At 59.7% G+C, this 19,548-nt stretch carries 20 protein-coding genes and 1 tRNA gene; 9 read left to right on the forward strand and 12 right to left on the reverse strand.

The features are described from left to right. Positions 1-18 precede the first annotated feature (18 nt). Together AC1DYR_RS10635 and AC1DYR_RS10640 are read left to right on the forward strand one after the other, a co-directional pair. The gene (locus tag AC1DYR_RS10635; RefSeq protein ID WP_477705076.1) at positions 19-1,122 is read left to right on the forward strand and encodes an NAD(P)/FAD-dependent oxidoreductase; all 1,104 of its coding nucleotides are present in this window, start codon (positions 19-21) and stop codon (positions 1,120-1,122) included. A 287-nt stretch (positions 1,123-1,409) separates the two neighbouring features. Next, positions 1,410-2,711 carry a purine-cytosine permease family protein gene (locus AC1DYR_RS10640; protein ID WP_477705077.1) on the forward strand — a complete coding sequence of 434 codons (1,302 nt, stop codon included), beginning with the start codon at positions 1,410-1,412 and terminating at the stop codon, positions 2,709-2,711. Here AC1DYR_RS10640 and thiD read toward each other — a convergent pair. The 5 genes from thiD to AC1DYR_RS10665 all read right to left on the reverse strand — a co-directional run bounded on the left by thiD (position 2,692) and on the right by AC1DYR_RS10665 (position 4,743). After that, positions 2,692-3,540, reverse strand: a complete 849-nt coding sequence (gene thiD, locus AC1DYR_RS10645; RefSeq protein WP_477705078.1) for a bifunctional hydroxymethylpyrimidine kinase/phosphomethylpyrimidine kinase — start codon at positions 3,538-3,540, stop codon at positions 2,692-2,694. The two genes, AC1DYR_RS10640 and thiD, sit on opposite strands and share 20 nt — an antisense overlap. A 61-nt stretch (positions 3,541-3,601) precedes the next feature. Beyond that, a complete protein-coding gene (locus tag AC1DYR_RS10650) occupies positions 3,602-4,060 on the reverse strand; it encodes a DUF4124 domain-containing protein (protein ID WP_477705079.1) in 459 nt (152 codons plus the stop codon). A 16-nt stretch (positions 4,061-4,076) separates the two neighbouring features. Continuing rightward, positions 4,077-4,241, reverse strand: a complete 165-nt coding sequence (locus AC1DYR_RS10655; protein ID WP_477705080.1) for a hypothetical protein — start codon at positions 4,239-4,241, stop codon at positions 4,077-4,079. 37 nt (positions 4,242-4,278) lie between these two features. Then, the gene (locus tag AC1DYR_RS10660; RefSeq protein WP_477705081.1) at positions 4,279-4,524 is read right to left on the reverse strand and encodes an Imm32 family immunity protein; all 246 of its coding nucleotides are present in this window, start codon (positions 4,522-4,524) and stop codon (positions 4,279-4,281) included. Positions 4,525-4,667: 143 nt separating this feature from the next. Beyond that, positions 4,668-4,743, reverse strand: a tRNA-Asn gene (locus tag AC1DYR_RS10665). A gap of 299 nt (positions 4,744-5,042) precedes the next feature. On the opposite strand from AC1DYR_RS10665, the gene aat reads away from it, so the two are divergent. The 3 genes from aat to AC1DYR_RS10680 all read left to right on the forward strand — a co-directional run bounded on the left by aat (position 5,043) and on the right by AC1DYR_RS10680 (position 7,449). Then, positions 5,043-5,819, forward strand: a complete 777-nt coding sequence (gene aat / locus AC1DYR_RS10670; protein ID WP_477705082.1) for a leucyl/phenylalanyl-tRNA--protein transferase — start codon at positions 5,043-5,045, stop codon at positions 5,817-5,819. Beyond that, positions 5,816-6,595, forward strand: coding sequence for an arginyltransferase (locus AC1DYR_RS10675; protein WP_477705083.1), 780 nt, complete (start codon positions 5,816-5,818; stop codon positions 6,593-6,595). Before aat ends, AC1DYR_RS10675 begins: the two co-directional genes overlap by 4 nt. A 74-nt stretch (positions 6,596-6,669) precedes the next feature. Further along, positions 6,670-7,449 carry an IclR family transcriptional regulator gene (locus tag AC1DYR_RS10680; RefSeq protein WP_457278601.1) on the forward strand — a complete coding sequence of 260 codons (780 nt, stop codon included), beginning with the start codon at positions 6,670-6,672 and terminating at the stop codon, positions 7,447-7,449. A 75-nt stretch (positions 7,450-7,524) separates the two neighbouring features. Here the strand turns inward: AC1DYR_RS10680 and pbpG are convergent, their stop codons facing one another. The 7 genes from pbpG to AC1DYR_RS10715 all read right to left on the reverse strand — a co-directional run bounded on the left by pbpG (position 7,525) and on the right by AC1DYR_RS10715 (position 16,834). Then, positions 7,525-8,589: a D-alanyl-D-alanine endopeptidase gene (gene pbpG / locus AC1DYR_RS10685; protein ID WP_477705084.1), complete on the reverse strand. Its 1,065-nt coding sequence runs from the start codon at positions 8,587-8,589 to the stop codon at positions 7,525-7,527. Positions 8,590-8,792: 203 nt separating this feature from the next. Continuing rightward, positions 8,793-10,331: a 2-isopropylmalate synthase gene (locus tag AC1DYR_RS10690; RefSeq protein WP_457278603.1), complete on the reverse strand. Its 1,539-nt coding sequence runs from the start codon at positions 10,329-10,331 to the stop codon at positions 8,793-8,795. A gap of 54 nt (positions 10,332-10,385) precedes the next feature. Then, positions 10,386-12,080: a 2-isopropylmalate synthase gene (gene leuA / locus AC1DYR_RS10695; RefSeq protein WP_477705085.1), complete on the reverse strand. Its 1,695-nt coding sequence runs from the start codon at positions 12,078-12,080 to the stop codon at positions 10,386-10,388. A gap of 173 nt (positions 12,081-12,253) precedes the next feature. Further along, positions 12,254-13,066 carry a CDP-diacylglycerol--serine O-phosphatidyltransferase gene (pssA, locus tag AC1DYR_RS10700; RefSeq protein WP_477647772.1) on the reverse strand — a complete coding sequence of 271 codons (813 nt, stop codon included), beginning with the start codon at positions 13,064-13,066 and terminating at the stop codon, positions 12,254-12,256. A 243-nt stretch (positions 13,067-13,309) separates the two neighbouring features. Beyond that, on the reverse strand, positions 13,310-14,326 hold the full coding sequence (gene ilvC, locus AC1DYR_RS10705; RefSeq protein WP_477705086.1) for a ketol-acid reductoisomerase: 1,017 nt from the start codon (positions 14,324-14,326) through the stop codon (positions 13,310-13,312). Positions 14,327-14,453: 127 nt separating this feature from the next. Further along, the gene (gene ilvN / locus AC1DYR_RS10710; RefSeq protein ID WP_011483239.1) at positions 14,454-14,945 is read right to left on the reverse strand and encodes an acetolactate synthase small subunit; all 492 of its coding nucleotides are present in this window, start codon (positions 14,943-14,945) and stop codon (positions 14,454-14,456) included. 110 nt (positions 14,946-15,055) lie between these two features. Further along, positions 15,056-16,834, reverse strand: coding sequence for an acetolactate synthase 3 catalytic subunit (locus AC1DYR_RS10715; RefSeq protein WP_477705087.1), 1,779 nt, complete (start codon positions 16,832-16,834; stop codon positions 15,056-15,058). 324 nt (positions 16,835-17,158) lie between these two features. On the opposite strand from AC1DYR_RS10715, the gene AC1DYR_RS10720 reads away from it, so the two are divergent. The 4 genes from AC1DYR_RS10720 (at position 17,159) to AC1DYR_RS10735 (ending at position 19,523) form a co-directional block, all read left to right on the forward strand. After that, on the forward strand, positions 17,159-17,725 hold the full coding sequence (locus AC1DYR_RS10720; protein WP_457279761.1) for an RNA polymerase sigma factor: 567 nt from the start codon (positions 17,159-17,161) through the stop codon (positions 17,723-17,725). Beyond that, entirely contained in the window at positions 17,722-18,168 is a 447-nt protein-coding gene (locus tag AC1DYR_RS10725; protein ID WP_477705088.1) for a DUF3619 family protein, read from the forward strand. Before AC1DYR_RS10720 ends, AC1DYR_RS10725 begins: the two co-directional genes overlap by 4 nt. A gap of 47 nt (positions 18,169-18,215) precedes the next feature. After that, a complete protein-coding gene (locus AC1DYR_RS10730; RefSeq protein ID WP_477705089.1) occupies positions 18,216-18,893 on the forward strand; it encodes a DUF3106 domain-containing protein in 678 nt (225 codons plus the stop codon). 72 nt (positions 18,894-18,965) lie between these two features. Continuing rightward, positions 18,966-19,523, forward strand: a complete 558-nt coding sequence (locus AC1DYR_RS10735; RefSeq protein WP_477705090.1) for an RDD family protein — start codon at positions 18,966-18,968, stop codon at positions 19,521-19,523. Positions 19,524-19,548: the final 25 nt, after the last annotated feature.

Raw genomic sequence — 19,548 nt, forward strand, 5'->3', positions numbered from 1 at the left:
GCAAAGCGCCCAGGAACCATGGAACCTCAACTGAACCAAGAAGTGATCAATACCGCAGCGCAACACGATGGCCCCATCGAAACCGATGCGGTGATCGTCGGCGCCGGGCCTGTAGGCCTGTTTCAGGTGTTTGAGCTGGGGCTGCTTGAGATCAAGGCCCATGTGATCGACTCGCTGGCCTATCCGGGCGGCCAGTGCATTGAGCTTTACCCCGACAAGCCGATTTACGACATTCCGGCCGTGCCCGTCTGCACGGGCAAAGAGCTCACCGACAACCTGCTCAAGCAGATCGAGCCCTTTGGTGCGACCTTTCATTTCGGCCAGGAAGTCAGCGTGGTTGAAAAGCAGCAGGACGGCCGCTTCTTTGTCGAAACGTCAAAAGGCACGCGCTTCCTGACCAAAACCATTTTCATCGCAGCCGGTGTGGGCGCCTTCCAGCCCAAGCTGCTGCGCGTCGATGGCCTGGAGAAGTTCGACGACAGCCAGCTGTTTTACCGCGTGAAAAGCCCTGCAGACTTTGCCGGAAAAAACCTGGTGATTGTGGGCGGCGGTGATTCCGCGCTTGACTGGACGCTGAACTTTGTCGCCGAGGGCCCGAACAAGGCCGAGAGCGTGATCCTGATTCACCGCCGTGACGGCTTCCAGGCGGCGCCTGCCAGCGTGGCCAAAATGCGCGAGCTTTGCGACGCCTACGAGATGCAGTTCATCGTGGGCCAGATCACCGGCTACGAAGAAAAGGAAGGCAAGCTGACCGGCGCCAAGGTCACGGGTTCCGACGGCGTCACGCGCGTGGTACCGCTGGACGTGCTGCTGGTGTTCTTCGGCCTGTCACCCAAGCTGGGGCCGATCGCCAACTGGGGGCTGGACATCGAGCGCAAGCAGCTCAAGGTGGACACCGAGAAGTTTTCCACCAATATTCCCGGCATTTTCGCGGTGGGCGACATCAACACCTACCCTGGCAAGAAGAAGCTGATTCTGAGCGGCTTCCATGAGTGCGCGCTGGCAGCGTTTGGCGCGGCTCCCTTGATCTTCCCGGACAAGAAGATCCACCTGCAATACACCACGACCAGCCCGAAACTTCACAAGGTGCTGGGCGTTGAATCGCCGGTGTTTGACGACTGAGCGGAACTGGCTCGCTTCCGCCTGAAAGCCCGCCATGTGCGGGCTTTTTGTTGCCTGTACGGGTTCCACAATGGGTCCGCACGGAATCACCCTACAATTTGGCGAGCGCCCGCAAGGGCGCTTTCGCTGGGGGTGTTGCTGCAATTCGTCGCGCGAATTGCGGTGGCTGAGAAAGTCCCTTTGAACCTGATTTGAGGTAATCCTCGCGCAGGGAAGCATGTTCCGAATGCCCGCTGTTCTTGCGGGCTTCAAGCAGGCCGACCTGGCATCGATGATCGGAACTGCTGATGACCACGACTTCTACTTCTGCCGCCGCCGGCAACACCGCGCTTGCGCCATTGCCCTCAAGTGACCGCCTGTTCGGCTGGAGCGACCATGCCGCGCTGTGGCTCAGCCTCGGGGTAGGCCTGCTGGTCATGCAGATCGGCGCCTACCTGGTGCCGGCCGTTGGCACCCAGACGGCCTTGCTGGTGATCGTTTGCGGCTCGGTACTTGGCGCCGGCTTGCTGGCCTGGACGGCCAAGATCGGCTGCGACAGCGGGCTTTCCAGCGCCGGGCTGATGCACGCCACCTACGGCAGCAGCTTTGCGCGCCTGCCGGTGCTGCTCAACATCGTGCAGCTGATCGGCTGGACCACTTTCGAGCTGGTCGTCATGCGTGACGGCACTGTCGCCATTGCCCGCCAGGGTGGCGGCTTTACTGCGGCGCTGGGGCCCGTGCTGGCCACACTGCTCTGGGGCGGCGTGCTTTGGGCCCTGCTGTCGGGCTCCATGGTCACGCTGGTGCGCAAGTTCATCGGCCGCTACGGACTGCCGCTGGTGATCGCCTCGCTGCTGTGGCTGAGCTGGCAGTTCCTGGCCAAGGCCAATGCACAGGGTTTTGCGGCATTGTGGGCCAAGCCCGGCGAAGGAGGCATGAGCACGCTGTCAGCGCTGGACCTCGTCATTGCCATGCCGGTCTCCTGGCTGCCGCTGGTGGCCGACTTTTCACGCCATGGCCGCGACGGCCAGGGCGCGCTGCGCGGCACCTGGCTGGGCTACGCCGTGGCCAATATCTGGTGCTACGCGCTGGGCGTGCTGGTCGCCATCACGACGCCGAGCACCGAGCTCGTTACCGCGCTGCTGGTGGCCCAGGGCGGGTTGATCGCGCTCGGCCTCATCCTCATTGACGAGGTCGACAACGCCTATGGCGACGTTTATTCGGCTTCGGTCGCCGGCCACAGCATGAAGGCCGGCTGGACCGTTCGCCAGTGGGGCAAGGGCCTGGCCGTGATCTGCACGGGTCTGGCGCTGGTACTGCCCATCCACAGCCTGGAGCCGTTCTTGCTGATGCTGAGTTCGGTGTTTGTGCCGCTCTACGGCGTGATCCTGGCGCGGCTGGCTGGCACGTCCGATATCGCTTCGCTGGTGGCCGAGCGCAAGGTGAATGCCAGCGCCGTGGCCATTTGGCTGCTGGGCATTGCCTGTTATCACCTGTGCGCCAAGTTCGCGCCGGATTGGGGAGCGGCTTTGCCAACACTGGTGCTGACCTTTGTGCTGGCACGCCTCACCCGCGCCGGAAATCCAAGCCCTAGCGCAGAAGCAGCTTAAGCCGCATCGCGATGGGCGCGTGGCCGTGGTTCAGCGGCCCGCCACCGGCGCCCGTGCGCACCCGGGCGCCAGCCTCCAGCGCCGCGCGCACATAGGCGCGTGCGAGCTGCACGGCCTCCAGCAGTGGGTGCCCCAGCGCCAGGTGTGCGGCAATCGCAGACGACAGCGTGCAACCGGTGCCATGGGTGTTGGGGCTGGGAATGCGCGGCCCGCGCATCCAGTGCAGTTCGCCGCTTTGCGTCGCCAGTAAATCGCTGAGCACCTCGCCGGGCAAATGCCCACCCTTGAGCAGCACGGCGCGGGCGCCCTGCGTCAGCAGCTCCTGTGCGGCGGCCTGCATGTCCTGCTCGCTGCCCAGCGGCCGGCCGACCAACAGCGAGGCTTCGTCGAGATTTGGGGTTACCAGCATGGCACGCGGAAACAGCTCACGCACCAGCACCGCAATGGCCGGGTCGTCGATCAGCACCGCACCGCTGGTGGCGACCATGACAGGGTCCAGCACCACGTTCTGCAGCGCATGCCGGTCAATTGCCTCCGCCACAGTCCGCACGATGTCAGGGGCGTGCAGCATGCCTATCTTCACCGCATGCGCACCTATGTCTTCGATCACGGCATCGATCTGGTCGCGCAGCATCTGCGGCGGCACGCCGTGGATGGCGCGAACGCCGCGCGTGTTCTGGGCCGTCAGCGCGGTGATGGCCGTCATGCCGTAGCAGCCTAGCGCGGCGAAGGTCTTGAGATCAGCCTGGATGCCGGCTCCGCCGCCGCTGTCGGAACCTGCAATGCTCAGCACACGGGGGTATTCGTGGTCAAAAGCAGTTTCAGTCATGAGTGCAGTCATTCGTTTTCCGTAGCCCTCAGGTACACCTGCAAATTTAGCAGAGGTGTCACTAGCGGCAAAATGCCCGGACATCATTTTGGGCAACGTCACGATCATATTTGTCCGTGGGTTGCCCATTGCGGTGCCTTACAGCGCCGCTAAGGACGTCCCGAGCCAGCGCGCAGCGTGACGCATCGGTGCCATCTTCCTTTCCCCCCGAGAGCGATTTGGGCGGTTTTGGTGTGGGTGGGCTGTCAGCCTCCTTCTCCGGCACCAGGCGTGGTTGCGGTTGCCTGGTCTGTCCACGCAAGTATTCGGCTGAAGGTTTGGCGATTGGAGACGGTGCTGGCTGAGGCGGCAGCTTCACTTCAGCAGCGCTGGCTGCCCCCGCATCGTCCTTGCGTGAGGAATAGTGCGTTTGCCCCTTCGCATCTACCCATTTATAGACTTGCGCATGGCTGGTTGAGACGAATAGCAAAGGCACAAGGACGGCGCTGAATATCCACTGCTTCATGTTCGAACCTTGCATGTTTACGGTCGACGGATCACGACTTGTCCTCTTGTTCCTCGAAGAGGCCCATCCATCCAAATAACTCCGCGACAACCCCGGCAAATACAAAGACTCCTGCGCCGGCAACTGAAGTTGCGATCACATATAAAAGCCCGGCCGCCACGAAGAAAGCGATGGCGAAGAAATGGTTTTTTTTCATGCCGTCTGACTCAGAGATAAAGTGGACAAGCGTCCAATCACGCGGACTCTGCCTTGGCGACAACGAAATGCGGCGGTGAAGTATCAAATTCCTTCATGCAATCGCCCAGATGAATGTGATCGTAGGCATCGCCCATCCGGACCATTTCCGAAGCACAGACGGTAAGAAATTCGCCGATACGCCGGAGTTCGTCTGGGGTCGCGCACAACGTGATTTCCGCCAGCTCTTCTGGAACGATTGGCTCCTGCGCCAATCGTTGACTCGCGTACCCGAAGATTTTCATGACGACAATGGTACTAGGTAACAGACCCCCCAACAGTTATCCCGCGTCGGGACAGAGAGATGGACAGAACGTGATGGCCTTGTCACGTTTATCGCCCCAAGAAAGACAAAAGGCCCGCACTTGCGTGCAGGCCTTGAATTTATTGGCTCCTCAACCTGGGCTCGAACCAGGGACCTACGGATTAACAGTCCGGCGCTCTACCAACTGAGCTATTGAGGAATACAGCCTTAGATTATAGCGTTAATTTTCTGGCTTTTAAGCCCGCGGCATTCTGCCAATGCCTTGTTTCTGCCGAATGACGAGCGGCCAGCTCTGCGCGGGCCAAAAGCACAAAGGCCTATTGGCCCCCAGTCCTTGTTTGATGTGCGCAAGCAGCTATCAAATCAATAGCGCCTCGACGAATCATCGCGATGGACAATGCACTTTGGCCATGTCGCCGCAGTCTGCTCGGCTACCATTTACGCATGTCCTACACGGCCCACTGTTTTTATGGCTTTATGACTGTCCATTTTTAAACCATGGGTAAACTCCCGCGCCCCGTGCCCTGGCTTGCCGCAGGCGAAAACTTTCCCTCGCTGGATACCGCATGGGGGCCCCATGACCCGGCACCCGGCTTGCTGGCGGCCGGAGCAGCGCTGGATGAACCGACCTTGATCCGTGCGTATTCACAGGGCATTTTCCCCTGGTACAGCCTCGGCCAGCCCGTGCTCTGGTGGAGCCCTGACCCTCGCATGGTGCTGCAGACTCGCCACTTCAAGCTGCACCGGTCGCTGCGCAAAACGATAGTTCGTTTTCAGGAACAGCCTCGCTGCGAAATCAGGTTCGACAGTGCCTTTGAGCGCGTCATCGATGCCTGCGCCAGCAAGCCGCGTGCTGGGCAACCCGGCACCTGGATAGTCCCTGACATGGTGCAGGCCTACACAGCTCTTCATGAGGCAGGCCACGCGCACAGCGTGGAGACCTGGATCGACGGCGAGCTGGCGGGCGGCCTGTATTGTGTGAATCTGGGCCGTATGGTGTTTGGCGAATCGATGTTTGCGCACCAGACCGATGCATCCAAAATCGCACTGGCAGCGCTGGTGGCTTTTTGCCGTGAGCACCATATCGCCATGATTGATTGCCAGCAAAATACCCACCACCTGTCGTCCCTGGGCGCGGGAGAAATCAGCCGTGCGGAATTTGTTGCCCACCTCGGGAAAAGCGTGGGTAAAACGGCGCCCGACTGGCGCTTTGAGCCCGTATACTGGAATCAGATACTGACGACGGGAACGAAGGGAACCCTGGACCTACCGTGACACATCTCAAAGACCTGCCACTGCAAACCTTGCAGTTCTACGCAACGGCGCCCTACCCGTGCAGCTATCTGCCGGGCAAGCAGGCCCGCTCGCAGGTTGCCACACCCAGCCACCTCATCCACAACGACGCTTATTCGGACCTTGTGACCAATGGCTTCCGGCGCAGCGGCATGTTCACCTACCGCCCCTACTGTGATGGGTGCCAGGCCTGCGTCCCGCTACGGGTGCCTGTTGGCAGCTTCAGCCCGAACAGCAGCCAGCGCCGCGCCTGGAAGCGGCACCAGACGCTGCAGGCCCGCATCCTCAAGCTCTGCTTCATGCCGGAGCACTACCAGCTCTACCTGCGTTACCAGAACGGCCGTCACGCAGGCGGCGGCATGGACCATGACAGCATTGACCAGTACACCCAGTTTCTCCTGCAAAGCCGCGTGAATTCGCGCCTGGTTGAGTTTCGTGAAAGCCTGCCTGACGGCGAGCCGGGCGCCCTGAAGATGGTATCCATCCTGGATGTGCTGGAAGACGGCATTTCCGCGGTCTATACGTTTTATGAGCCGGATGGCCGCGCAAGCTACGGCAACTACAGCGTGCTGTGGCAGATCGAGCAGGCCCGGCGCCTCGATTTGCCCTATGTGTACCTGGGCTACTGGATCGCGGAAAGTCCAAAAATGAATTACAAGGCCGGATTCAGGCCAAACGAAGTGCTGATCGACGGGCAGTGGGTGCTTTCCGCAGAGCCCGCGGCAGAAAATACAGGCAGGTCATCCGACCAGGCATAGGCATCGGCCAACCAGGCACCCCATCCAGCGCATCGGGATTTCACAGGGTAAAATTTGCAGCAGAAAGCCTGCAAATGAAAAAGCCCGACTCAGCCCTTCCCGCCACGCCGACCGTTCAGGTCATTGAAAGGATGTTCACGCTGCTCGAAATCCTGGCGAACCGCGAGGAAGCGCTTTCGCTCAAGGAAATCAGCGAGAAGTCGGGGCTGCATCCCTCTACAGCACATCGCATCCTGAACGATCTGGCCACGGGCCGTTTTGTCGATCGCCCCGCAGCGGGCAGCTACCGGCTGGGCATGCGACTGCTGGAGCTTGGCAACCTCGTCAAGGCCCGCCTGGACGTCCGTGACGCAGCGCTGCTGCCCATGCGCGAACTGCACAAGCTCACGCAGCAACCGGTCAACCTGAGCATGCGCCAGGGCGATGAAATCGTGTACGTGGAGCGCGCCTACAGCGAGCGCTCCGGTATGCAGGTGGTGCGAGCCATCGGGGGCCGTGCGCCGCTGCATCTAACGTCTGTGGGCAAACTGTTCCTCGCGTTTGACGACCCGCAGCGCCTGCGGACCTACGCGACGCGCACCGGCCTGCCGGGGCAGACACGCAACAGCATCACGCAGCTGCCAATTCTGGAACGCGAGCTTTCCAAAGCGCGCCAATACGGCATCGCACGCGACAACGAAGAACTGGAGTTGGGAGTGCGCTGCATGGCTGCAGGCATTTACGATGACCAGAACCAGCTGGTCGCGGGCTTGTCGATTTCGGCCCCGGCTGACCGGCTGGACGAACACTGGCTACCCAAGTTGCAGGCGACTGCGAATGAGATTTCAGCCGCGCTGGGCTACAAACCCAAGTAAAAAAAGGCTGCGGCCCAATCAGGCCGGGCGCAAGCAGCTATCAATACAATAGCAGGCTGCGCAACTCGGGAATGCTCAGCCGTTCACCTGCTTGATGGAGGTGCTGACATTCACCTTGGGTTCGGCCACCGGATTCGACTCCACCCAGCGGCGTACACGCTCGGCATCACCCAGGCGGCTCAGCTTGCCGGCGGAATCCAGAAACACCATGATCAGTTTGCGGCCCGCGATTTTGGTCTGCATGACCAGGCACTGGCCAGCTTCAGAGATATAGCCGGTTTTTTGCAGGCCGATATCCCAGTCGGGGTTCTTCACCAGGCGATTTGTATTGTTGTACTGCAGCGTGCGGGTGCCGACTGCAACTTGATAACCCGTCGACGTGGAGAGCTCACGCAGCATCGGGTCGCCATGCGCTGCGTTGACCAGCGTCGCCAGATCCTGCGCACTGGACTGGTTGCGGCTGGAAAGGCCGGTGGGCTCAACATAGCTGGTGTCCGTCATGCCCAGCATTTTGGCCTTGGCGTTCATCAGGCTGACAAACGTGCCCATGCCACCGGGGTAAGTACGGCCCAGGGCGTGCGCAGCGCGGTTCTCGCTGGACATCAGGGCCAGGTGGAGCAGCTCACCACGCGTGAGCGTGGTGCCGACCTTCAGGCGTGAGCTGCTGCCCTTTTCGGTGTCCACGTCGTCTTGCGTGATGGTGATGAGCTCATCCATGGGCAGCTTGGCGCCACTGACGATGACGCCGGTCATCAATTTGGTGAGGGATGCGATCGGCAACACAGCGTGATCGTTTTTGCTGAATAGCACTTCACGTGTGTCCTGGTCGATCACCAGCGCGACGCTGGACTTCAGTTCAAGGGGATCCTGCGAGCCATGCAAACCGGCAATCTGACCGAAGGATGGTTTGGCCGGAATGGACACGCGGATGATGCTTCTGCGTTTTGTACCTGCAACAAAACGTACGCTCTTGCGTGTGGAAATAACTTTTTGGGAAGCCGGCGCCTTGGACGAGGCGTGCTGCTTTTTGACAATGGTTTTTTTGGTGGTTGCCGCATTCGCGGCTGGCACTGCAAAGGCGGCGATCAGGGCCATGAATCCAACGATTTTTAATGCGCGATTGAAAATCTGATGAGACATGATGGTCTTGCCTGCGTGGATTGCAATGAATGGGATGGCTGGAGTGTATACAAATAGAAAAAGTCACGCAATATCAAAAACTTGCGCGACTTTCCTAAAAACACAATCACTTTGTGACGTTTTTAACGCTCAAAGCCCCATCCGCACCCAGATTCAACGCTAAGTCATTGAATACAAAGGATTTTATTTTCCGAATTGTTACATCATCCCTGTGCCGCCACGCGGTCAGCTTTACTTTGGAGCTTGTTCAACGCGCTCAAATAGGCTTTTGCCGATGCCACCACAATGTCGGGGTCGGCGCCCACACCATTCACCACCCGCCCGCTGTTCTGCAAGCGCACCGTGACTTCTCCCTGGCTTTCCGTCGACCCGCTGATGGCGTTCACGGAGTAAAGCACCATTTCCGCACCGCTTTTGACGTGTGACTCGATGGCTTTGAGGGAGGCATCAACAGGGCCGTTGCCGTCGGATTCGCCTTTGACTTCCTTGCCGGCCACAGTGAACACGACGCTGGCCTGGGGGCGTTCGCCGGTTTCGCTGTGTTGCGACAGGGACACAAAACCGTACTGCTCGTTGTCGTGGGAAGCGCTTTCATCGCTCGCCAGAGCCAGGATGTCTTCGTCAAAGATCTCGCTCTTGCGGTCCGCGAGTTCCTTGAACTTGGCGAAGGCGTTGTTGATGTCCGCTTCGCTTTCCATGGCGACACCGAGCTCCAGCAGGCGCTGCTTGAACGCATTGCGCCCGCTCAGCTTGCCCAGCACGATCTTGTTGGCGCTCCAGCCCACGTCTTCGGCGCGCATGATTTCATAGGTGTCGCGCGCCTTGAGCACACCGTCCTGGTGAATGCCGGAGGCATGCGCAAACGCATTGGCGCCGACCACGGCCTTGTTCGGTTGCACCACAAAACCGGTGGTCTGGCTCACCATGCGGCTGGCGGCCAGGATGTGCTGCGTGTCGATTCCAAGTTCGAGGCCGAAGTAGTCCTTGCGGGTTTTGACGGCCATCACCACCTCTTCAAGCGAGCAGTTGCCGGCGCGCTCACCGAGTCCGTTGATGGTGCACTCCACCTGCCGCGCGCCGCCAATCTTCACACCGGCCAGAGAGTTGGCCACAGCCATGCCCAGGTCGTTGTGGCAGTGCACGGACCAGACAGCCTTGTCGCTGTTGGGGATACGCTCGCGCAGGTTCTTGATGAAGTTACCGTAGAGCTCGGGGATGGCGTAGCCTACCGTGTCGGGCACGTTGATGGTGGTTGCGCCTTCCTTGATCACGGCCTCCAACACGCGGCACAGGAAGTCCGGGTCCGAACGATAGCCGTCTTCGGGGCTGAACTCGATATCGCCCATCAGGTTTTTGGCAAAACGCACCGAGAGTTTGGCCTGCTCGAACACCTGGTCGGGTGTCATGCGCAGCTTCTTTTCCATGTGGAGGGCACTGGTCGCGAGGAACAAGTGCAAACGTCCCGAGGCCGCGGGCTTCAGGGCCTCTGCAGCGCGGGAAATATCCCTGTCGTTGGCACGCGCCAGCGAGCAGATGGTGGAGTCCCTCACCACCTCCGCAATAGCCTTCACGCATTCGAAATCACCATTGGAACTGGCGGCAAACCCGGCCTCGATCACATCGACCTTCAGGCGCTCCAGCTGGCGGGCAATCCGCAGCTTTTCGTCCTTGGTCATGGAAGCGCCGGGCGACTGCTCGCCGTCGCGCAAGGTGGTGTCGAAAATAATGAGTTTGTCGGTCATGGTGGGATTCCTGATGCGTTGGGCGCTCTGTTTTTTGAAAGGTCTTGAACCGGGTTAACCGCTAATGGTAGCCTCGCCGACGGGCTGGCCGGCCTTGCTGCGCTGCAGGCCGGAAACAATGGCCTTGAGCGATGCCGAGACAATATTGCCGTCCATGCCGACGCCGAAAAGCGTCTGGTCGTTGATGCGCAGCTCCAGGTAGGCCACGGCCTGCGCGCTCGCCCCCGCCCCGATGGCGTGCTCGTGGTAGTCCAGCACGCGAACGGTGTGTCCTGTCGCCGAAGCCAGGCCTGCCACGAAAGCATCAATGGGCCCGGTGCCGGTGCCCTCAACGGCGTGACGTCTGCCGCCAAGCTGAACCTCGGCCTTGATGTGGAAGGACTCGCCGCCGGCTTTTCCGGTTTCCTCAATCACCAGACGCTGCGGTGCGGCAACACTCTGTACGCCGTATTCCTTTTCAAACAGCGCGAAGATATCTTTGCCTGTCAGCTCCTTGCCGGTCGCGTCCATCACCGATTGCACCACCTGGCTGAACTCAATCTGCAGGCGGCGCGGAAGCTCCAGGCCGAACTCGCTTTCCAGCAGGTAGGCGATGCCACCCTTGCCGGACTGGCTGTTGACGCGGATCACGGCTTCATAGCTGCGGCCCAGGTCCTTGGGATCGATGGGCAGATAGGGCATGTCCCATATATCGCCTTCTTTGCGTGCGGCAAAAGCTTTCTTGATGGCGTCCTGGTGGGAGCCCGAGAACGAGGTGTAGACCAGATCGCCTGCATAAGGATGGCGGGGATGCACCGGCAACTGGTTGCAGTGCTCCACCGTGCGGCGGATTTCGTCGATTTCAGAGAAGTCCAGGCCGGGTGACACGCCTTGCGTGTAGAGATTGAGCGCGATGTTTACCAGGTCCACATTGCCGGTGCGCTCGCCGTTGCCGAAGAGGCAGCCTTCAATGCGGTCGGCGCCCGCCATTAAGGCCAGTTCGCCGGCCGCAGTGCCCGTGCCGCGGTCGTTGTGGGGATGAACCGAGATCACGATGGCGTCGCGTCGAGCGAGATTGCGGTGCATCCACTCCATCATGTCAGCAAAGATATTCGGCGTGGAATGCTCTACCGTGGACGGCAGGTTGATGATGCATTTGCGCTCGGGCGTCGGCTGCCAGACCTCGGTCACGGCATCGACCACGCGCTTGGAAAACGCCAGCTCAGTGCCCGACCACATCTCGGGTGAGTACTGGAACGTCCATTGCGTTCCAGGCTGCGCCGCAGCCAGTTGCTGGAAGAGCCGCGCATTGTCGGTCGCGAGTTGAACAATCTCGTCCTCATTCATGCCCAGCACGACGCGGCGCATGACCGGCGCGGTGGCGTTGTAGAGGTGGACGATGGCTTTTTTGGCGCCCTTGAGCGACTCGAAAGTGCGGCGGATCAACGGCTCGCGCGCCTGGGTCAGCACCTGGATGGTGACGTCGTCGGGAATCAAATTACCGTCGATGAGCTGGCGGAGAAAGTCGAATTCAATCTGGGATGCGGACGGAAAGCCGACTTCGATTTCCTTGAAGCCGATTTTCACCAGGGTGTGGAACATCCTGAGCTTGCGGGGAATATCCATGGGCTCGATCAGCGCCTGGTTGCCATCCCGCAGGTCCACGCTGCACCAGATGGGCGCTTGCGTCAGCACGGCGTCGGGCCATGTGCGGTCGGCCAGTCGGACTGGCGCGAAGGATTGGTATTTGCTGGAAGGTGTTTTCAACATGGTCATTTCGTCAACCCCAAAGATTACAAAAAATCAGCAACCCAAAGAAAAACGGCCCGTTGCTGGTGCAAACGGGCCGTTGAATCAGGTGTACGCGTGCGCTACCGTCTCCGCCCGTTGGCAGATAGCAGTAGTGCTAGCGAAATTTTTTTCATTTGGTCAATGTACCACAATTATTTGTGAAGGCCGCGTTCGTCGGGCTCGTCGGTGGACGTTGAGATCACGCTGGTCTGCTGGCCTTTGGCCTTGCGCCATCCGTACAGCACGTAACCTGAAAGGCCATACAGCACGAACAGGCCGAACATCACGGTCGGTGGATGGATATTGATAACGGCGATTCCAAGCGCGATCAACACAATGGCGGCGAAAGGCACGCTGCGCTTCATCTGCACGTCCTTGAAGCTATAGAAAGGCACATTCGTGACCATCGTGAGGCCGGCATACAGGGTCAGGCCGAAGGTAATCCAGCGTACTTCCAGCCCGCTGATTCCTGCATCGGTCATCAGCCAGATAAAGCCGGCCACCAACGCCGCCGCGGCGGGCGACGGCAGACCCTGGAAGAAACGCTTGTCAACCACGGCCGTATTCACGTTGAAACGAGCCAGGCGCAACGCCGCGCAGGCGCAATACACAAAAGCGCCTATCCAACCCCACCGCCCCAGGCTGGTCAAGGCCCAGACGTAGGCGATCAACGCCGGTGCGGCGCCGAAAGACACCATGTCCGAGAGCGAATCCATCTGCTCGCCGAAAGCGCTTTGCGTATTGGTCATGCGGGCGACGCGGCCGTCCAGGCTGTCGAGAATCATGGCGCAAAACACACCAATGGCGGCCTGGTCGAAGCGCCCGTTCATGGCCATGACGATGGCGTAAAAGCCGCCAAACAGGGCGGCCAGCGTGAATAAATTAGGCAATATGTAAATGCCCTTGCGTCGCTTGCGTATCACCACCGCTTCGGTAGGGAACGCCGAATCTTCACCATCATGCATAAAAACACTCCTGAGGCACAACTGGTGCGCGCAAACAGCTATCAAATTCATAGCACCTGTAGATGCCATCCAGAAGCCGGGCCTCCTTGAAGGAACAGGCCGTCGACTCAAGCCTCCAAGGATACCAAGGTCGGCCCCGGCAGAAACCTTCACCTCACACTAGCCAGTCTGTCCTGGTCATAAAAAAAGCCGCGCAGGACCTTTACGCGGCTTTTTGCAGGACAAAACCCTGACGGGCTTCGATCAGTTGCGGGTCTGGTCGACCAGCTTGTTTTTCGCGATCCAGGGCATCATGGCGCGCAGCTTTTCGCCCACGATCTCGATCTGGTGCTCGGAATTCAGGCGGCGGCGGCTCAGCAGGGTTGGCGCGCCGGCCTGGTTTTCCAACAGGAAGCTCTTGGCGTATTCACCCGTCTGGATGTCTTTCAGGCACTTGCGCATCGCGTCTTTCGTGGCCGAGGTCACAATGTTCGGGCCTGTCACGTATTCGCCATACTCTGCGTTGTTCGAGATCGAGTAGTTCATGTTGGCGATGCCGCCTTCATAGATCAGGTCAACGATCAGCTTGAGTTCGTGCAGGCATTCAAAGTACGCCATTTCGGGCGCGTAACCGGCTTCCACCAGAGTTTCGAAGCCAGCCTTGATCAACTCAACGGTGCCGCCGCACAGAACGGCCTGCTCGCCGAACAGGTCGGTTTCGGTTTCTTCGCGGAAGTTGGTTTCAATGATGCCCGCTTTGCCGCCACCATTGGCCATGGCATAGGAGAGAGCCAGGTCGCGGGCCTTGCCGGACTTGTCCTGGTGCACGGCAACCAGGTGAGGTACACCGCCGCCCTGGGTGTAGGTATTGCGCACCGTGTGACCGGGAGCCTTGGGGGCGACCATCCAGACGTCGAGGTCGGCACGCGGAATCACGGCACCGTAGTGCACGTTGAAGCCGTGGGCGAAAACCAGGGAAGCGCCCTGCTTGATGTGGGGCGCCACGTCGTTTTTATAGACCGCGCCGATTTGCTCATCGGGCAGCAGGATCATGACCACGTCAGCGGCTTTGACAGCGTCCGCGACTTCTGCGACCTTCAGGCCGGCCTTTTCGACCTTGGGCCACGAAGCGCCGCCCTTGCGCAGGCCGACGACCACTTTCACGCCGCTGTCGTTCAGGTTTTGCGCGTGCGCGTGGCCCTGGCTGCCGTAGCCGATGATGGCGACTGTCTTGCCCTTGATCAGGCTCAAATCACAATCTTTGTCGTAAAAAACTTTCATTTTTCTCTCCAGAATAGGTATTGGCGAAAATGCCCTTCGACAGGCTCAGGGCGAACGGTAAACGCATATCGCCACTCAAAATCCGTTCGCGTTGAGCCTGTCGAAACGCGCGCACGGACGATTTAAATCAAACCCGCAAAATCCGCTCTCCGCGGCCAATTCCGCTGGAGCCGGTTCGCACCGTCTCCAGGATCGCGCTGCGGTCTATGGCTTCCAGGAAGGCATCGTTCTTGGACTGGTCGCCGGTCAGCTCGATGGTGTAGCTTTTCTCCGTCACGTCGATGATTCGCCCGCGGAATATATCAGCCATGCGCTTCATCTCTTCGCGCTCCTTGCCGACTGCACGTACCTTGACCATCATGAGCTCGCGTTCGGTGTAGGAGCCTTCGGTCAGGTCGACAACCTTGACCACTTCGATCAGGCGATTCAGGTGCTTGGTGATTTGCTCGATGACGTCGTCAGAACCGGTGGTCTGTATCGTCATGCGGGACAGGCTCGGGTCCTCCGTCGGGGCGACGGTCAGGCTTTCGATGTTGTAGCCGCGTGCCGAGAACAGGCCGACCACGCGGGAAAGAGCGCCCGGCTCGTTTTCCAGCAAAACTGCAATGATGTGTTTCATAAGAAGATTCCTCTTTTCGCTACCCTCCCCTGCGCACGGTAATGCGCAGGCTCGGCAGACAATAGATTCGTCAGGTGACGGTGAATGAATGGGTGTGGTTGGCGTGGGGCCTAGAGGTCTTCCGACCCCAGCAGCATTTCGGTAATGCCCTTGCCGGCCTGCACCATCGGGAACACGTTTTCGGTCGGGTCCGTGCGGAAGTCCATGAACACCGTGCGGTCCTTGAGCTTGCGGGCTTCGCGAAGCGCCGGCTCCACGTCCTGCGGTTTTTCGATCAGCATGCCAACGTGCCCATAGGCTTCGGCAAGCTTCACGAAATTGGGCAACGCGTCCATGTAGCTGCTGCTGTAGCGGCCCTCGTAGTCAATTTCCTGCCATTGCCGAACCATGCCCAGGTAACGGTTGTTCAACGAAACGATCTTGATCGGCGTGTTGTATTGCAGGCAGGTGGAAAGCTCCTGGATGCACATCTGTACCGAGCCCTCACCCGTGATGCAGAACACTTCCGAATCGGGCTTGGCCAGCTTAATGCCCATGGCATAGGGAATGCCGACGCCCATGGTGCCCAGGCCACCCGAATTGATCCAGCGACGCGGCTCGTCGAACTTGTAGTACTGCGCGGCCCACATCTGGTGCTGGCCCACATCCGACGTGATGTAGGTGTCCGCGTCCTTGGTCAGCTTCCAGAGCGTTTCGACAACGTGCTGGGGCTTGATGACGTCGCCCTTGCCCATGCTGTATTTCATGCAATCGCGCTTGCGCCAGCCTTCAATCGTGTCCCACCAGCCGCCCAGCGCGTTCGCGTCGGGCTTGAGACCGGATTCCTTGATCATGCTGATCAGTTCGGTCAGCACGTCCTTCACGTCGCCAACGATGGGAATGTCGACCTTCACGCGCTTCGAAATGCTGGAAGGGTCGATATCGATGTGGATGATCTTGCGTTCATTCTGCGCGAAATGCTTGGGGTTGCCGATCACGCGGTCGTCAAACCGGGCACCGACGGCCAGCAACAGGTCGCAATGCTGCATCGCGTTGTTGGCCTCAATGGTGCCGTGCATACCCAGCATGCCAAGGAATTTTCTGTCACTGGCCGGGTAGGCGCCCAGGCCCATCAGCGTGTTGGTGCAGGGATAGCCCAGCATGTCGACCAGCGTGCGCAGTTCTTGCGAGGCATTGCTGAGCAACACGCCGCCGCCAGTATAGATATAGGGACGCTTTGCCGACAAGAGCAGTTGCAAGGCCTTGCGGATTTGCCCGCCATGGCCTTTGCGCACCGGGTTGTAAGAGCGCATCTCAACGGTTTGCGGATAGCCGTTGTAGGGCACCTTGTTGAAGGACACGTCCTTGGGAATATCCACCACCACGGGGCCGGGCCGGCCGCTGCGGGCGATATGAAACGCCTTTTTCAGGGTTTCGGCCATGTGCCGCGCATCCTTGACCAGGAAGTTGTGCTTCACGATGGGCCGGGTGATGCCGACGGTGTCGCACTCCTGGAAGGCATCCAGGCCGATGGCGTGGGTAGGAACCTGCCCCGTGATGATGACCATCGGGATACTGTCCATGTACGCCGTCGCGATACCCGTCACGGCGTTGGTCACGCCTGGGCCGGAAGTGACCAGCGCCACGCCCACCTCACCGGTGGCACGCGCATAGCCGTCGGCTGCGTGCACAGCTGCCTGCTCATGACGCACCAGAATGTGCTGAATCGAGTCCTGTTTGTAGACGGCGTCGTAGATATGCAGGACTGCACCGCCCGGATAACCCCACATGTATTTGACGCCTTCAGCCTGAAGGGACTTCATGAGGATTTCCGCACCGCGGAGTTCTTGAGAATTTGTTTGTGCAGACGCAGCTGCCGCGGAAGCGATTTCCGCTTTGGAGATTTCCATGATGAACCTTTGTGAATTTCTCTAACGAAATACCTTGGGTGCCTCTTCGCCCGCTCTTGTGAAGCAGCGTCGAGACTTGAGGCCAAAACCATGAGCGGAAACATAAACCGCCGAGTCATGACCCGTTTGCCTTTTGAATTGCAAGCCGTATTATGGCATTTCGCGTTGCGCAATGGCTGCACGCGGTGAAAAATCGCAGCCGGGACCGGCCGGGATGCGATAATTTTCCAGCTGTATCCTTGGATGCATGCCTTATTGGCATCGGCCCTGCGAGTACCCGCAGACCACCCCGTGCAGCGCTGGACGAACCGGAACCCCACACCGTTGGCAACTGAACAAGAACTCTCAGATTTCCTGAAAAGCGTTGAAAAACGGGCTTTCAAGCGCAGCATCTACCACGTGCGGGATGAAGAAGCTGCCCTCGACATCGTTCAGGACAGCATGATGAAGCTGGCGCAGCACTATGGCGACAAGCCGGCGGCGGAGCTGCCCATGCTGTTCCAGCGCATCCTGGCCAACACGACGCTGGACTGGTTCCGCCGCCGCAAGACCCGGAACGCGCTTTTCTCCAACATGAGCGACTTTGAATCGCAGGGAGAAGATGGAGATTTCGATCTTCTGGAAACTTTAGAGAGCCTTACCAACTCAGAGGGTACAGAGAGCGCCCAGGATGCTACTGAGCGGGCGCAAATATTGCATGAGATCGAACTGCAGGTAAAGGAATTGCCGGGCCGTCAACGGGAAGCCTTTCTGATGCGTTACTGGGAGGAAATGGACGTCGCTGAAACAGCAGCAGCCATGGGCTGTTCGGAGGGCAGTGTCAAAACACATTGTTCCCGCGCAGTTCACGCCCTCAGCAAAGCCCTGAGTGCCAAAGGTATAAAACTATGACTAACTCACTACAAAAAAGAGCCGAAATCCTGCAGGACCGCTTTGCCCTGAAGACCGCCTCCTACCTGTCCGCGGGGGCTGCAGACCTGCCTTACGATATTTCCGAGCGCCTGCGCGCCGCACGTGCCCAAGCCGTTTCAAAACGTAAAGTCGCTAAAACACAAACCGCCACCAGCGTCGTCGGCGTTGGCGCAAGTGCCGCCCTTTCCTGGGGATCCGATGACGGACTGAGCTGGTGGGCACGGATTGGTTCGGTTCTTCCCCTTGTTGCACTCGTTGTAGGCCTGCTGGCCATCAATTCGATTCAAAACGACAACCGTGCCCAGGAACTGGCCGAAGTCGATGTAGCGTTGCTTACGGACGAACTCCCGCCCGCTGCTTTTGCCGACCCGGGTTTTGTCCAGTACCTCAAAACCACACGCCAAGCCCCCGCGGCCCAATGATCCCGCGCGCAATCTCCCGACGCGCCTCATCTGCCGATGGCCGCTCAATGCGGTTGAGGCTGCAATGGCTGTCGTTCGGGCTTGTGACGGCTACCCTGCTGGCCTGGCCCATTCTGGGCCTTGCACAGGCGCCTAAACCCGCAGCCCCTGCCAGTGCGGCCGTGAAGCCGCCAGCCGTCCCTGCCAAGCCTGTCGTGGCCAGGCCGACCTGGGCTGAACTCACGCCCATGCAACAGCAGGCGCTCAAACCGCTGGCTTCAAGCTGGGATACCGTCAGCGAGCCGCAAAAGCGCAAATGGCTCGAAATCTCCAAAAATTACCCATCACTCACACCGGAAGGGCAGGCCAACCTGCATAGCCGCATGAATGGATGGGTCACCTTGAGCCCCCAGCAGCGCGCGCAAGCCCGGCTGAACTTCGGCAAGACCAAGGAACTCTCCAAGCAGCTCACGCCCGAAGAGAAAAAAGCCAAATGGGAGACCTACCAGGCCCTCAGCCCCGAAGAAAAGCAGAAATTAGCCGCTAAAGCCAGCCCCAAGCCCACCGGGGCGGCAACAGCGGTGAAACCGGTGGCACCGCAAAAGCTGGCGCCCGTGACACCGCACCCGGTCAAGGCAGCCAGCAAACCTGGCCCTAAAATCACTGCTTTGCAACCTGCCTCAGCTACTACGCCCGCCGCGCCGTCCGCAAGCGGTGCCGCAACAAGCGCCACGCCCCAACGCTAAACGCTACTCGCAGCGGCTTGGCTTGGCCCATGCCTGCTGCCGTCACTGTGGCCAACCTTTATCGCGACATCTTTGACAGTCACAGACACCCTCCCCATTCCATCCATTCCCCGCCGCATGGCCTGCTGGATGTACGAAGGCATGCTGATGTTCGGCGTGGTTTTTCTTGCCGGTTACCTCTTCAGCACATTGAGCCAGACCCGAAATGCCTTGGACAATCGCCATGCCCTGCAGGCGTTCGTGTTTGTGATTTTCGGTATCTACTTCGTCTGGTTCTGGGCCAAAGGCCAGACCCTGGCCATGAAAACCTGGAACATCCGCGTAGTCGACGTCAACGGTGCACCCGTCACCCAGAAACGCGCGCTGCTGCGCTATGTGCTGAGCTGGCTCTGGTTCCTGCCACCCCTGGCCGTGAGCTGGGCAATGGCGCTGCCAGGACGGGAAGGCGCCGTATTGACGCTGGGATGGGTCGCCATCTGGGCCATCCTGGCGCGCTTTCATCCGCAAAAACAGTTTTGGCATGACGCCTGGGCGGGCACGCGACTCATCACCTGGGTCGCACCCGAAAAACCCGGGCGCAAGGCCAAGCACAAAGCCGGTATCGCCGGTACTGCGCCCCATCAGCCCTAACATCAATGTGCCATAAAGCTGCGCG

The organism is Polaromonas sp. P1_F9, assembly GCF_056405615.1.

Bases quoted from the DNA above. Each gene is read 5' to 3' on its own strand.
- AC1DYR_RS10725 (WP_477705088.1), top strand. From the start codon at position 17,722: ATGACTAACTCACTACAAAAAAGAGCCGAAATCCTGCAGGACCGCTTT.
- pssA (WP_477647772.1), bottom strand. From the start codon at position 13,066: ATGCATGATGGTGAAGATTCGGCGTTCCCTACCGAAGCGGTGGTGATA.
- thiD (WP_477705078.1), bottom strand. From the start codon at position 3,540: ATGACTGAAACTGCTTTTGACCACGAATACCCCCGTGTGCTGAGCATT.
- AC1DYR_RS10715 (WP_477705087.1), bottom strand. From the start codon at position 16,834: ATGGAAATCTCCAAAGCGGAAATCGCTTCCGCGGCAGCTGCGTCTGCA.
- AC1DYR_RS10730 (WP_477705089.1), top strand. From the start codon at position 18,216: ATGCGGTTGAGGCTGCAATGGCTGTCGTTCGGGCTTGTGACGGCTACC.
- AC1DYR_RS10660 (WP_477705081.1), bottom strand. From the start codon at position 4,524: ATGAAAATCTTCGGGTACGCGAGTCAACGATTGGCGCAGGAGCCAATC.
- ilvN (WP_011483239.1), bottom strand. From the start codon at position 14,945: ATGAAACACATCATTGCAGTTTTGCTGGAAAACGAGCCGGGCGCTCTT.
- aat (WP_477705082.1), top strand. From the start codon at position 5,043: ATGGGTAAACTCCCGCGCCCCGTGCCCTGGCTTGCCGCAGGCGAAAAC.
- AC1DYR_RS10650 (WP_477705079.1), bottom strand. From the start codon at position 4,060: ATGCAAGGTTCGAACATGAAGCAGTGGATATTCAGCGCCGTCCTTGTG.
- AC1DYR_RS10680 (WP_457278601.1), top strand. From the start codon at position 6,670: ATGAAAAAGCCCGACTCAGCCCTTCCCGCCACGCCGACCGTTCAGGTC.
- ilvC (WP_477705086.1), bottom strand. From the start codon at position 14,326: ATGAAAGTTTTTTACGACAAAGATTGTGATTTGAGCCTGATCAAGGGC.
- pbpG (WP_477705084.1), bottom strand. From the start codon at position 8,589: ATGTCTCATCAGATTTTCAATCGCGCATTAAAAATCGTTGGATTCATG.
- AC1DYR_RS10640 (WP_477705077.1), top strand. From the start codon at position 1,410: ATGACCACGACTTCTACTTCTGCCGCCGCCGGCAACACCGCGCTTGCG.
- AC1DYR_RS10635 (WP_477705076.1), top strand. From the start codon at position 19: ATGGAACCTCAACTGAACCAAGAAGTGATCAATACCGCAGCGCAACAC.
- AC1DYR_RS10690 (WP_457278603.1), bottom strand. From the start codon at position 10,331: ATGACCGACAAACTCATTATTTTCGACACCACCTTGCGCGACGGCGAG.
- AC1DYR_RS10655 (WP_477705080.1), bottom strand. From the start codon at position 4,241: ATGAAAAAAAACCATTTCTTCGCCATCGCTTTCTTCGTGGCGGCCGGG.
- leuA (WP_477705085.1), bottom strand. From the start codon at position 12,080: ATGTTGAAAACACCTTCCAGCAAATACCAATCCTTCGCGCCAGTCCGA.